Genomic DNA, 12,771 nt, shown 5'->3' with positions numbered 1-12,771 from the left:
AGCCGTCCGGCCCGCGCCCGTCCAAGACCTCACGTCGCCTGTGACGCGGGAGGGCGCGCGATCGCGGGCTGGATCGGCGAGGCCGGCCCACGGGAACCGGCGCTCGGCCCGGGACGCCGGGTGCGGGCCCGAGTTCCCCGGTCCGGAGCACCGCTGACCAGCCCTTCCGGGGGCTGGGACGTGCACCACACACACTTGACGTGCACACAAACGACACTTAGCTTCGCCTTACCTAAGTTATGTCGTTCTTACGTCCGGAAGATCAACTCATGTCCAGACCCGCGCAGGAGCTCACCCCTTCCTGGCTCCTCACCGCCCTCGGGCTCGTCGCCACCGCCGGTATCGCGGCAGCCTGCTGGACCGCCGGACACGTCCACGCGGACGCCTCCCTGCTGACGGTGGCCCGCTTCTTCCACGTCGCCTTCCTCGTCGTCGGACTCGGCTCGGTGCTCGCCGTCGACTGGCTCGCCGTGCTCTGGCTGACCGGGAAGCGGCCGCTGGCCGCCGTCCTCGACACCGCCGTCGCCCTCCAGACGCCGATCTGGGCCGGGCTCGGCGGGCTCGTCGTCTCCGGTCTCTTCCTCCGCCCCGACCTCCACTCCCCGCTGACCCTGGTCAAGCTGGGCCTCGTCGTGGCCGTCACCCTCAACGGCCTGTGGGCACACCGGCTCGGCCAGCTCCTGGAGAGCCACCGCACCGGCACCGTCCCGCGCCGGTTGCTCGTCCGCTCGGGCTTCGCCGCGACCGTCAGCCAGACCGGCTGGTGGGGGGCCTGCCTCATCGGCTTCCTCAACAGCCAGGGGGCGTGAGCCGGGGCCATGAGCCCCACCCCGGTTTTGGTTTGTCGGACGATCATCAATACGATCCGGCGATGATCACGAGAAAACGGCTGGCGACCGGGGCCTGCGCACTGCTCGCCGCCCTGAGCGCCGTGCTCCTGCCGACGAGCGCGGCCGCCGACGAGCCGGTGGCGAAGGAATCCCCCAAGGTCGAGCTGGTCCTCGACGTCAGCGGCTCCATGCGGGCCAAGGACATCGACGGCAAGTCCCGCATGGCCGCGGCGAAGCAGGCCTTCAACGAGGTCCTCGACGCGGTGCCCGAGGAGGTGCGGCTCGGCATCCGCACGCTCGGCGCCGACTATCCGGGGCAGGACCGCAAGCGGGGCTGCAAGGACACCCGGCAGCTCTACCCGGTGGGCCCGCTCGACCGCACCGAGGCCAAGACCGCGGTGGCCACCCTGGCCCCGACCGGCTGGACCCCGATCGGTCCGGCACTGCTCGGCGCGGCCGACGACCTCGGCGAGGACGGGGCGACCAAGCGGATCGTGCTCATCACGGACGGCGAGGACACCTGCGCCCCGCTCGACCCGTGCCAGGTGGCGCGGGAGATCGCGGCGAAGGGCATCCACCTCGTCATCGACACCCTGGGCCTGGTGCCGGACGCCAAGACCCGGCAGCAGCTCACCTGCATCGCGGAGGCGACCGGAGGCACGTACACCTCGGTCCACCGCACCGAGGAGCTCTCCCGCCGCGTCCGGCAGCTGGTCGACCGCGCGGCCGACCCGGTGGTCACCCCCGTGGCCACCCAGGGCGCGGTGCGGTGCGACAAGGCACCGCAGCTGAAGCCCGGCCTCTACACGGACCGCGAGTCCTTCGGCGAGCACCGCTGGTACCGGGTGGACCTGCTGCCCGGCCAGGAACTGCGCGCCTCCGTCAGCGTGTCGGCCGACCGGGCCGTCAACAACGACTACGGGGTGCTGCTGCGCGCCGTCACGCTCCACGGCCGGGAGATCGTCCGCGGCTCCGAGGCGGGCGACGGACGCACGGACGTGATCTCGACCGGACTGCGCTACCCGAAGCCGGAGGCCGACGACGGCCCCGGGGACGCCAAGCCAGCCGCCGAGACAGTCTGCCTCCAGGTCAGCAACTCCTTCTCCGCTCCCCCGTCGGTCAAGACGACGCCGGGCATGCCGGTCGAGCTGACGGTGGACGTCGTCGACGGCCCGTCGACCGCGTCGGACGTCGCCTCGTTCGGTCTCGGCCGCGGCTGGTGGCTGCTCGGCGTGCTGGTGCTCGCCGGCTTCCTGGCCGGTCTGCTCTGGGGCTGGCTGTCCCGCTGGCGCGTCGCTGTCTGGAGGACCAACTGATGCGTACCGTACGCATGCTCGCCACGGCCGCGCTCGCGGGCGCCGCCCTGCTCGGCCTCGCGGCCCCGGCCGCCCTGGCCGACTCGCCCAGTCCCTCGGCCTCCTCCTCCGATGAGGCCGGGCCCACGGAGGCCGGCACCACCTTCCGTACCGCCGCCCGGTTCCTCCCGGGGCAGCAGGCCACGGCGCAGGCCGCCACGGGTGACTACCTGTACTGGGTGTTCCCGGCCGACACCGGGGAGCGGCCGACCGTGCGGGCCACGGTCACGCTGCCCGACGCGGCGCTGCGGCACGGGCCCGCCACCTGGCGGATCGACGTGTACGACGGGCTGCGGCGGCGTCAGCCGTGCATGTACGGGATGCAGTCCCGCACGGCGGCGAAGGAGGCCTCGACCGTGGAGCTGGCCTGTGTGCTGCGCCCGGTCCGGGCCTCGGCCGACGCCTGGGCGAACGACCCGCTGCCCGGCAGCTACTACGTCCGGCTGACCGTCACCGGCGGCCCGGACGAGGACCTCGGCCAGCCGTTCACCGCGCGGATCGGGGCCGACGTCCTCGACGGGGGCGGCGCCTACGCCACGGACGGCGCGCTCGCCGCGCCGCTCGTCCCGGGGGCGACCACCGCCGACCAGGCGAAGGCGGACGAGGACGCCGGCCGGACCACCGCCGTCGAGGCGGCGGCCCCGGAGGACGGCTGGTCCTCCGGCTGGTGGTCCGACCGCTGGATCTGGACCCTCGCGGGCGGCGTCCTGGCCGCGCTCGCGGGCATCGGCGGCTACGTCCTGACGCGCGGCACGGGCCGCCCGTCCCGGGTGCCGCCGGCCGCCTGACCCGGCGCGAGACGTACGGAGGCCCCCCACCGACCGCGGTGGGGGGCCTCCGTGCGTGCGGCGGGACGGGTGTCGGTCACCCGCGGGCGGAGAAGCCGTGGGCGCGGGCCGGGAAGCCGTGGGCGCGGGCGCCGGCCACCATGGCGACCACCGGGACGAGCAGCACGAGGACGCTCCACGGCAGGGCGCCGGCGCCGAGCCGGCCGAGGAGGAGGCCGCCCGCGACGCCGCCCGCCGCCATGGCCGCGTTCCAGAGGCTGACCAGCATCGTCTGCGCGGTGTCGGCGTCGTCACCGCCCGCCTCCGCGACGGCCGTCTGTAGGAGGGTGGGCGCGCCGCCCCAGCCGAAGCCCCAGAGCGCGGCGGCCACCAGGACCAGGGCGGTGCTCGCCGCGGGGACGGCGAACGCGGCCGCGGCGACGGCGAAGAGGATCGTTCCGGCGAGGGTCAGGCTCCGGAGCCTGCGGTCGATGTGGCGGCCTGTGAACCAGATCCCGGCGAGCGAGGCGGCACCGAAGACCAGCAGGACGAGGCCGGTGGAGCCGGCGAGGCCGAGGTGGTCGAGGTAGGCCGCGACGTAGGTGTAGAGGACCGTGTGGGCCAGGACGAGGGTGACGGTCACGGCGAGGACGGGGAGGACGCCCGGGGTCTTCAGGGTGCGGGCGACCGGGGCGCGCCCGCCGCGCGGTTCGCCCGGCAGGTCGGGGACGGCGAGGGCGATCCAGCCGAGGAGCACGACGGCGATCACGGTCATGGCGGTGAAGGCGGCCCGCCAGCCGACGGCCTCGCCGAGGAAGGTCCCGGCCGGGACGCCGAGGGAGAGCGCGAGCGGGATGCCTGTCATCGCGACGGCGACCGCACGGCCCTGGAGGTGCGCCGGGGCGAGGCGACGGGCGTAGCCGGCGAGCAGGGCCCAGGCGACGCCCGCGGCGACCCCGGCGAGGAACCGGGCGCCCATGGTGAGGGCGTACGAGGAGGAGACCGCCGTGACCGTGTTGGCGGCGGCGAAGCCGGCCATCGAGGTGAGCAGCAGGCGCTTGCGGCGCCAGTCGGCGGTGCGGGCGGCCAGGGGGACGGCGGTGAGGGCCGTGCCGAGGGCGTAGCCGGTGACCGACTGGCCCATTGCGGCCTCGCCGACGCCGAGGTCGGCGCTCATGCCGGGCAGGACCCCGGCCGGGAGGGTCTCGGTGAGGCTGGTGACGAAGACGGCGGTGGCGAGGGCGAGCAGTGCTGGAAGGGGCAACCGGCCGGAGGCGGGGCGGGGTTCGGGGTGTGCGGGGGTGGCGGGACCGGCCGCCACTGTCGTGTCGTGGGTCATGTCCGTATGCTCGAACCCTCACATTGATGTGAAGGTCAAGCGATTCTTTGGAGGGGGCTTCCCATGCGGATCGGCGAACTGTCCGAGCGCACCGGAACACCGCGCAGACTGCTGCGGTACTACGAGGAGCAGGGTCTCATCGTCGCGGACCGGCTGCCGAACGGCTACCGGGTCTACGACGAGGCGAACGTGGACCGGGTGATGCAGATCCGGGGCCTGCTCGACGCCGGCCTGCCGACCCGGATCATCAGGCAGATCCTCCCGTGCCTGAACAAGCCGAGGGTCATCCACTTCCCCGACGCGACCCCGGAGATGCTGGAGACCCTGGAGAACGAACGGGACCGGATGGACGACCGGATCCGCTGCCTGACCCGGAACCGGGACGCGGTGGCGGAGTACCTCTCCGTGGTACGGAAGAAGCTGACGGCGGACTCGTCGGCGTAGCCCGCCCCCGTTCCGGACCACGGGGTCCCGCGCGGGGGCCCGGCCCCCGCGCGGGAGCAGCGTGTGACGTCGCTCAGGAGGGGGTTGCCCTCGCGGACGAGGGTGGCGGCTTCGGCGGGGAGGACGGGCGGCGGGGCTGCCGGCACGGGGGCGGGGGCTGCCTCACGTCGCGTACGCCCGGTTCACGGCGTCGCGTACGCCCGGTTCACGGCGGAGAGGACGGCCTGCACGGAGGCGGTGAGGACCGAGGTGTCCAGGCCCGCGCCCCAGGCGGTGCGGTCCCCCACCCGGCACTCGGCATAGGCGGCGGCCTCGCCCGCGCTGCCGGTGGTGACGGAGTGCTCGGCGAAGTCGAGTACGTCGACGGGGACTTCGGCCCGTGCGAGGGCGTCGGTCAGGGCGGCGAGCGGTCCGTTGCCCTTGCCTCCGCCGGTGCGGTGCGGTCGCCGACGCGCAGGACGCAGCTGAAGCGGTGGTCGCCCGACGCGTCGCGGTCGGTGCTCCAGGATTCCAGGGCGACGGGGCCGGCGCCCCGGCCGGGCTCCAGGTAGGCCGTCCGGAAGATCGCGTGCAGGTCGTCGGGGGTGGCTTCGCGGCCCGTGTCGTCGGTCACCGCCTGGACGGCGCGGGAGACGTCCGGGCGCATCCGCTCCGGCAGGTCGAGGCCGTGGTGGGTGCGGAGCAGATGGGCCACTCCGCCCTTGCCGGACTGGGAGTTGACACGGATGACGGCCTCGTAGCCGCGGCCGAGGTCGGCGGGGTCGACGGGCAGGTAGGGCACGTTCCAGGGGGCGAGTTCCGGCGGGATCCCGGCCTCGGCGGCGTCCTTGGCGTGCCGGGCGAGGCCCTTGCTGATGGCGTCCTGGTGGGTGCCGGAGAAGGCGGTGTGGACGAGCTCGCCGGCGTAGGGGTGACGGGGGTGGACGGGGAGCCGGTTGCAGTGCTCGACGACGTCCCGGACGGCGTCGATGTCGGAGAGGTCGAGCATGGGGTCGACGCCCTGGGCGTAGAGGTTGAGGGCGAGGGTCACCAGGTCGACGTTGCCGGTGCGTTCGCCGTTGCCGAAGAGGCAGCCCTCGACGCGCTGGGCGCCGGCGAGGACGGCGAGTTCGGCGCAGGCGACTCCGGTGCCGCGGTCGTTGTGGGGGTGGACGGAGAGGATCACGGAGTCGCGGCGGGCGAGGTGGCGGTGCACGTACTCGACCTGGTCGGCGTAGACGTTGGGGGTGGCGATCTCGACGGTGGCGGGCAGGTTGTGGGTGACCGGCCGGTCGGGACTCGCGTCCCACAGGGCGGTGAGGCCGTCGCAGAGCTCCAGGACGTAGTCCGGTTCGGTGAGGTTGAAGGTCTCCGGGGAGAACTGGAAGCGGATGTCGGCGCCGGGGCGGGCCTCGGCGAGCCGCGCCATGAGCGTGGCGGCCTCGTGGACGGTGCGCCGGACCTCGGCGCGGTCGCGGCCGAGGACGGTCTCGCGCCAGACGGGCGAGGTCGCGATGTAGAGGTGGACGACGGCGCGGGGCAGGCCGTCGATGGCCTCGAAGGTGCGCTCGATGAGTTCGGGGCGGGCCGGGGTGAAGACGACGGGGGTGACGTCGTCGGGGACGGCTCCGGAGGCGACGAGTCCGGCGAGGTGGCGGACGAAGTCGAAGTCGGCGCGGCTGGCGGAGGGGTAGCCGACCTCGATCTCCTTGAAGCCGGTGCGGACGAGCAGGTCGAAGAAGCGGCGCTTGCGGTCGGTGTCCATGGGCTCGGCGAGCGCCTGGTTGCCGTCGCGGAGGTCGACGGGGACCCAGAGCGGGGCGCGCTCCAGGCGGGCGGCGGGCCAGCGGCGGTCGAACTCGGGGACGTGGACGCGGTCCTGGAAAGGGCGGTAGCGGTGGTACGGCATGGGGCTGGGGCGCTGGGGGTTGTGGATCATGGCGGGTACCGTACTCACTCCTCAGCTCCTCAGACAAGTACTCCTCAGACAAGTTCGGGTAGATTCCTCGGCAGCGCTCCCGTGATCCGGGGGCGCGCCCGCGCGATCCGGACCGGCGGAGAGACCGCGTCCGGGCCATGAGAGGAACAGGTGACCCCATGCCGCTCGATGCCCTGCGCCCCAGCCCCCTGGTCGAACAGGCGGCCGAGCGACTGCGCGAGCAGATCGTCCGGGGCCACTGGCCGGTCGGCACGAAACTCCCCGGCGAGACGACGCTCGCCAAGGAGCTGGGCGTGGGGCGCTCCACGGTCCGCGAGGCGCTGCGGGCCCTGGCGGGCGCGGGGCTCGTGCAGCCCCGGCAGGGCGCGGGCGTCTTCGTGACCGCGACCCGGCCGACGGAGGACTGGCCGACCCGCCTGCGCAGGGCGGCGGTGACGGACGTGTACGAGGTGCGGATGCTGGTCGAGGTGGAGGCGGCGCGCCTCGCGGCGCTGCGCCGGACCGAGGAGGACGTGACGGCGATGCGGGAGGCGCTGGCGGGACGGCGGACGGCCGCCGAGGGCGACGACGCGGCCTTCGTGGACGCCGACATCGCCCTGCACGCGGCGATCGTGGCCGCGGCCCGCAACCCGGTCCTGACCGATCTGTTCGGGGAGTTCGCACCGGTGCTCCGCGAGGGCCTGATCGAGCTCCTGGACCTGCTCGGGCTCCGGGGCACGGACCTGCGGCACGGCGAGGACGCCCACGCCGACGTGGTCCGGGCGGTGGAGGCGGCCGACCCGGAGGAGGCCGCGCGCCTGACGCGGAAGGAACTGGAGTCCACGCTGGCCCTGCTCCAGTCGACGCCCTGACGCGTACGGACCCGGACCCGGACCCGGACTCGGACTCGGGCCGGGTCGACGAAGACGACCGGGACCTCGTCGTCCTGGACGACCCGGCCGAGCGGTTCGGCCCCTTCCTGGTGCGAACCCGTCTCATTCCATCCGGCGCGCGCCCTCCAGGACGGCCTGCCGGATGCGGTGGTAGGTGCCGCACCGGCAGATGTTGCGGATGGTGTCGAGGTCGGCCTCGGTGACCTCGCGTCCCGCCTCGCGCGCCCGGCGGACGGTGGCCACCGCGGCCATGATCTGGCCCGGCTGGCAGAAGCCGCACTGGGCGACGTCGAGGTCGAGCCAGGCCTCCTGCATGGGGTGGAGTTCGGCGCCGACGGTGTCCGGGAGGCCCTCGATGGTGGTGATCTCGTCGGTGGGGGCCACGTCGTCGACGCGCACGGCGCAGGGGGTGAACGCCTTGCCGTTGAGGTGGCTCGTACAGGCCCGGCAAACGCCGACCCCGCAGCCGTACTTGGGGCCGGTGACGCCGAGGACGTCCCGGAGGACCCAGAGGAGCCGGACGTCGCCCTCGACGTCGGCGGTGACGGCCTTGCCGTTCAGGATGAAGGTGTGCTGCGGCACGGGGGCTCCAGGTCTCAGACGGTGCGGTCGCGGCCGTCGGTGGGCGAGGCCGGGACGGGCGGGACGGTCGGCAGGGGCGTGAAGGCGAGCGGCTCGGCGTGGTTGACGGGGAAGACCGTCGGCATCGTGCCGGTGGCCCGGCCGTAGGCGCAGGCGACGGCGGCCATGGCGCCGGCGACCGCCAGCTCCCCCGCACCACCCGGCTTGTCGCCGCTCGGCGGCATCACGATGATCTCCAGCTCGGGCGGGGTGTTCCACTGCCGGGTGTAGAAGTACTGGTCCCAGCTGCCTTCGAGGAAGTGCCCCTCGCTCAGGTGGAGTCCGGACGTCAGGGTGAGGGCGATGCCGTCGGCGATGCCGCCCATCATCTGGGCCTCCAGGCCGCGCGGATTGACCGCGAGGCCGACGTCGACGGCGCAGACGACCCTGGTCACGCGCGGCCCGGTGTACGCGCCCGGGATCTTCCGCCCGGTGGTCCCGGGCCTGCAGTCGATCTCGGCGAGGATCGCGACGGCGGAGTGGTACTCGGTGTGGACGGCGATGCCCTGGCCCGTGCCGGCGGGCATGCTCCGGCCCCACTTCCCCACCTCGGCGACCTTGTCGAGGACGGCGCGGGCCCGCGCGTCCTTGAGGAGCCGGCGCCGCATCGCGTACCCGTCCTGCCCCGTCCGCTCGGCCAGCTCGTCCATGACGAGTTCCTGGGCGCAGCGGACGTTGGGCGAGTAGATGTTCCGCATGGAGCCGGTGTTGAAGCCCTTGTCGGTCTCGGCGAGGAGCTGGGTGGTGACGCCGAGGTGGTAGGGGCTGATCTGGGTGAGCTGGAACATCGTCTCGGAGAAGGTGGCGTCGGCGACGGGCAGCCGTGCCGCCTCCGCCGTGAGGACCTCGCCGACGCCGTGCCCGAAGTCGGTGGCCACGGAGGTGTGGCGCTGCTCGTACGTGAGGACCTCGCCGAGCGCGTACGTGGCCCGGACCCGGGAGGTGGACATCGGGTGCGTACGGCCCTGGCGGAAGTCGTCGGTACGGTGCCACATCAGCTTCACCGGCTTGCCCATGGCCTTGGAGATCTCGGCGGCCTCCTGGGCGGCGTCGGAGAACAGCTTGCGGCCGAAGGAGCCGCCGCCCTCGGTGACGTGGACGCGGACGGCGGTGGGCGGCAGGCCGAGCTTGAGGGCGATCTGCTCCTGGGCGACGATCGGCGCCTTGAGCGAGGCCCAGATCTCGGCGGAGTCCTTCCGTACGTCCGCGATCGCGCAGTTGGTCTCCAGGGCGGCGTTGCTGGCGAAGTGGAAGGTGAAGCGGGCGTCGACCGCCTTGGTGAGGAGCGGCAGCGGCGGGACGACCAGCGGGAGTTCGGCCCGGCGGAGCTTCTCCAGGACCGTGGCGTCGGAGGCGCCCTCGGCCGTGCCCGGTCCCCAGTCGACCCGGAGGGCGCGGACCGCGTCGATGCACTGGCCGAAGGTGCGGCCGCGGACGGCGACGCCGGTGGAGACGGTGACGACGTCGGTGATGCCGGGCATGGCCCGGACCTCGGCCTGGTTGGCCACGGAGCGGACCGTGCCGTTGATGGTCGGCGGGCGGCAGACCATGGTGGGCAGCGCGTCCGGGACCTGGAGGTCCATGGCGAACTTCTTGCGTCCGGTGACCGCTGCGAGGGAGTCCACCCGGCGCTGTCCGGTGCCGATGACGCGGAAGCGGTCCGGGTCCTTGAGCGTGACCTCCACCGCCGCGTCGGTGAGGGCGGCGGCCTTGACGGCCAGTTCGCCGTAGCCGAGAAGCGCGCCGGCCGGGGAGACGACGGCGCCGGCCTTCGTGGTGAGGGTCTCGACGGCCTCGCCGAGGACGAGGGAGGCGGCGTGGAGGAGCCGTCCGCGGGCGAGGGCGGCGGCGACCCGGAGGGGGGTGAAGGTGGAGTAGGTGGTGTTGGAGCCGCCGGTGAGCTGGTTGAAGAGCAGCTCGGGGCGCGCGTCGGCGAGGGTGACCTTCACCTTGTCCAGGGGCAGGTCGAGTTCCTCCGCGACGATCATGGCGCTGGAGGTGGTGACGCCCTGGCCGACCTCGGCGCGGGGCAGGGCGAAGTGGGCGGTGCCGTCGGTGTCGACGCGGATGGTGATGAGGTTGCTGGTGGGCAGCGCCGCGAGCGTGAGGAGCTCGTTGAGGTCGAGGAGTTCGGCCGGTCCCGGCAGCGAGGGGACGAGGGCCGGTGTCACCGCGGCGGCCGGGCGCGGGGCGAGGGCCTCGGCGCCGAGCTGGGCGGCGACGGTCAGGGTGGGCGCCGCCAGGACGTACCCGAGGAACCGGCGCCGTCCGATGCCGGGTCCGCTCCGGCCGACCGGGTGCGCGTCCCCGGTACCGCTCGTGTGGTCGTCGTCCCGCGCGGGGTGCCGCCTCGCCATTCGGTGCGCCTTTCGCCGTGAACCCGGCGTGCTACTCCCGGGTATCGCTCAGAGGCGACGATCATCGCTCATGCGCGGGACCTCCGGGAGCCGTTCGGACGTGGACGTCTTGCGGAGACGTCTCGCGGGGACGCCGTGGCGGCGCCGACGTCTTCGGAGTGGACCTGTCGCCCGGGATGAACGCGGTCGCCCGGGACCCCTACCCGGGGCTGCGCTTCGAGGTGGGGTCCATGACCGCGCTCGGCCTGCCCGGCGCCTCGCTCGGCGGGGTCCTCTCCTGGTACTCGACGGTGCACCTGCCCGGGGACGAACCCACCTCCTCCTTCGCCGGGTTCCGCCGGTCACCCGACCGTCTCGCGGGCCTGCTGTCCCCGGCTGGTCCGGTCGAGTCGGCCCGCCTCGTGCGGGAGCCGGACGCCGGGGAGAAGACGCCGCAGTCCTTCCTCCTGGCGCGCAGGCCGCACGACTGAGCCGGGACGCGCGACGGCTCCACGGCTCCGCAGGCGCGTACCGGGGCGCGTCCGGGCAGCCGGGCGCAGTCGGACGCCGGACCGGAGCTGGGCTCGGGAGATCCGGGCGCGCTGGCCGCCGCCCGCGATCAGGGCGTTGACGGAGACCATCGGGTCCCCGCCGACCGACTTGGCGAACAGCGCGCCGAGGACCAACGGGCCGAGGGCCACCGCGAGGGCCGTGCCGGTGGCGGTGACGTGCTGGAGGCGGCGGCTGCGCCGGGCGTCGAAGGTCATGACCCCAGTCCATCAGCGGCCGTCGGCCGCCGTATCGGTCGGCGTACTCAGCCGCCCGTACCGCGCTACTCAGATGTGCTCACGCACGGCTCCTCAGGGGCTCCCGCACCGGCGCTTCTTCGGCGATCCTCGGGGGAGCGAACGCGCCTGGGCGTTCCGGGGCGGGACGTGGAGGCGGGGCGAGCGTGACGACGGAGACGAGGGAGACCGGCGCGGCCGGAACGGGAGCGGCGGAGCGCGGCGGGCCGACCGTGCTCGTCGTGCAGCACGAGGAGGACGCCGGCCCCGGCCTGGTCGGCGAGCACCTCGTACGGGCCGGGCTCCGCCTGGACGTGGTACGCGCCTGGCGGGGCGAGGCGCTCCCGGGGACGCCGGCCAGCCACGCGGGACTGATCGTCCTCGGCGGGGCCGTCAACTGCGAGGACGACGTGGCCGCGCCCTGGCTGCCCGGGGTCCGTGCGCTCGTCCGCGAGGCCGTGGCCGGGGAGGTGCCGCTGCTGGGGATATGCCTGGGCGGCCAGATCGTCGCCCATGCCCTGGGCGGTTCGGTGTCGCGGCGGCCCCGGGGGCCCGAGGTGGGTGCCGTACCGCTGCGCAGGCTGCCGGCCGCCGGGGGCGATCCGGTGCTCGGCGGGGTGCCGGAGGGCGCTCCGGCGGCGCAGTGGCACTGGGACGAGGTGGACCGCCTGCCGGCGGGCGCCGTGCCGCTGCTGACGGGTGACGACTGCCCGTACCAGGCGTTCCGGGTGGGCGGCGCGGCCTGGGCGGTGCAGTTCCACCCGGAGGCGGGCGCGGAGACGGTCGCGGCGTGGGCGGCGGCCGACGGGGAGCAGTTGCGCTCGGCGGGCTGCGACTCGGAGGCGGCGGTGGCGGCGGTACGGGAGGCGGAGCCGGAACTCCGCGCGGTCTGGGGGGCGGTGGCCGGGGCGTGGGGTGCGGTCGTCCGCGCCCACGCGGACGCGCGGGGCCTCTGAGACCCGGGGCCCCGTCCCCGGCGCGTACCGTACGGGAACACGCACGTGAACGAAGGAGCCTCACCGTCATGGCCGACTACCGGATCGAGACCGTCCGCACCGGGTACCGGAACTGGACCGCCCGCAACGACCGGGGCGCGGAGGTCCGGATGGCCGCCGCCGACGACGCGGACGCGCAGCCCTCGTTCACGCCCGTCGAGTTGCTGCTCGCGGCGATGGGCGGCTGCGGCGGCCTCGTCGTCGACCGGACGGCCCGGGCGGTGGACCACGACGATCTGCGGATCGTGGTGGAGTCGGTGTCGGGGCCGGAGGACGACGGCAGGGTGGGCCGGATCCGGGTGAGCTACGAGTTCGACCTGCCGGACAACAACCCGAAGGCGGCCGAGGTGTTCGCCCGCGGGGTGCGGCTGACGCACGAGAAGTTCTGCACGGTGAGCCGGACCGTGGAGCACGGGGCGCGCGTGGAGGCGATCCTGCCGGACGGCACGGTCGGCTTCGAGGGCTGAACCGCGGGCGACACGGTCGGCTTCGAGGGCTGAACCGCGGGC

At 74.2% G+C, this 12,771-nt stretch carries 11 protein-coding genes and 2 pseudogenes; 8 read left to right on the top strand and 5 right to left on the bottom strand.

Features of this window, described 5'->3' with window-relative positions; genetic code table 11:
* Positions 1 to 269 precede the first annotated feature (269 nt).
* The 3 genes from ABZ318_RS13150 to ABZ318_RS13140 all read left to right on the top strand — a co-directional run bounded on the left by ABZ318_RS13150 (position 270) and on the right by ABZ318_RS13140 (position 2,973).
* Complete coding sequence (locus tag ABZ318_RS13150) at positions 270 to 809, top strand: hypothetical protein (RefSeq protein WP_356902546.1); 540 nt, start codon at positions 270 to 272, stop codon at positions 807 to 809.
* 62 nt (positions 810 to 871) lie between these two features.
* Positions 872 to 2,146, top strand: a complete 1,275-nt coding sequence (locus ABZ318_RS13145) for a VWA domain-containing protein (RefSeq protein WP_356902545.1) — start codon at positions 872 to 874, stop codon at positions 2,144 to 2,146.
* Positions 2,146 to 2,973 carry a hypothetical protein gene (locus ABZ318_RS13140; RefSeq protein ID WP_356902544.1) on the top strand — a complete coding sequence of 276 codons (828 nt, stop codon included), beginning with the start codon at positions 2,146 to 2,148 and terminating at the stop codon, positions 2,971 to 2,973. The genes ABZ318_RS13145 and ABZ318_RS13140 overlap by 1 nt, the downstream gene beginning before the upstream one ends.
* 76 nt (positions 2,974 to 3,049) lie before the next feature.
* Here ABZ318_RS13140 and ABZ318_RS13135 read toward each other — a convergent pair whose 3' ends face one another.
* The gene (locus ABZ318_RS13135) at positions 3,050 to 4,291 is read right to left on the bottom strand and encodes an MFS transporter (protein ID WP_356902543.1); all 1,242 of its coding nucleotides are present in this window, start codon (positions 4,289 to 4,291) and stop codon (positions 3,050 to 3,052) included.
* A 63-nt stretch (positions 4,292 to 4,354) separates the two neighbouring features.
* On the opposite strand from ABZ318_RS13135, the gene ABZ318_RS13130 reads away from it, so the two are divergent.
* Positions 4,355 to 4,735: a MerR family transcriptional regulator gene (locus tag ABZ318_RS13130; RefSeq protein WP_356902542.1), complete on the top strand. Its 381-nt coding sequence runs from the start codon at positions 4,355 to 4,357 to the stop codon at positions 4,733 to 4,735.
* A gap of 182 nt (positions 4,736 to 4,917) precedes the next feature.
* Here the strand turns inward: ABZ318_RS13130 and leuA are convergent.
* Positions 4,918 to 6,653, bottom strand: a pseudogene (gene leuA, locus ABZ318_RS13125) (2-isopropylmalate synthase).
* A gap of 158 nt (positions 6,654 to 6,811) precedes the next feature.
* Between leuA and ABZ318_RS13120 the strand changes: the two are divergent.
* On the top strand, positions 6,812 to 7,504 hold the full coding sequence (locus ABZ318_RS13120; RefSeq protein WP_356902541.1) for an FCD domain-containing protein: 693 nt from the start codon (positions 6,812 to 6,814) through the stop codon (positions 7,502 to 7,504).
* A gap of 123 nt (positions 7,505 to 7,627) precedes the next feature.
* On the opposite strand, the gene ABZ318_RS13115 is transcribed toward ABZ318_RS13120, so the two are convergent.
* Positions 7,628 to 8,107 (bottom strand): (2Fe-2S)-binding protein, encoded by a 480-nt coding sequence (locus ABZ318_RS13115; RefSeq protein WP_093877632.1) that lies wholly within the window; start codon positions 8,105 to 8,107, stop codon positions 7,628 to 7,630.
* Positions 8,108 to 8,121: 14 nt separating this feature from the next.
* The gene (locus ABZ318_RS13110; protein ID WP_356902540.1) at positions 8,122 to 10,503 is read right to left on the bottom strand and encodes a molybdopterin cofactor-binding domain-containing protein; all 2,382 of its coding nucleotides are present in this window, start codon (positions 10,501 to 10,503) and stop codon (positions 8,122 to 8,124) included.
* Between the two features lie 17 nt (positions 10,504 to 10,520).
* Between ABZ318_RS13110 and ABZ318_RS13105 the strand changes: the two are divergent.
* Positions 10,521 to 10,832: pseudogene (locus ABZ318_RS13105) on the top strand (class I SAM-dependent methyltransferase); the annotation flags it as partial.
* Between the two features lie 12 nt (positions 10,833 to 10,844).
* Here the strand turns inward: ABZ318_RS13105 and ABZ318_RS13100 are convergent.
* The gene (locus tag ABZ318_RS13100) at positions 10,845 to 11,249 is read right to left on the bottom strand and encodes a hypothetical protein (RefSeq protein ID WP_356902578.1); all 405 of its coding nucleotides are present in this window, start codon (positions 11,247 to 11,249) and stop codon (positions 10,845 to 10,847) included.
* Positions 11,250 to 11,434: 185 nt separating this feature from the next.
* Between ABZ318_RS13100 and ABZ318_RS13095 the strand changes: the two genes are divergently transcribed.
* Together ABZ318_RS13095 and ABZ318_RS13090 are read left to right on the top strand one after the other, a co-directional pair.
* Positions 11,435 to 12,223 (top strand): type 1 glutamine amidotransferase, encoded by a 789-nt coding sequence (locus ABZ318_RS13095; RefSeq protein ID WP_356902539.1) that lies wholly within the window; start codon positions 11,435 to 11,437, stop codon positions 12,221 to 12,223.
* Between the two features lie 68 nt (positions 12,224 to 12,291).
* Positions 12,292 to 12,729, top strand: coding sequence for an OsmC family protein (locus ABZ318_RS13090; protein ID WP_030689015.1), 438 nt, complete (start codon positions 12,292 to 12,294; stop codon positions 12,727 to 12,729).
* The last annotated feature ends 42 nt before the right edge of the window (positions 12,730 to 12,771 follow it).

This window comes from Streptomyces sp. NPDC006197 (assembly GCF_040613865.1).
In the GTDB taxonomy this organism is placed as follows: Bacteria; Actinomycetota; Actinomycetes; order Streptomycetales; family Streptomycetaceae; genus Streptomyces.
This window is presented reverse-complemented; position numbering and strand designations above follow the sequence as displayed.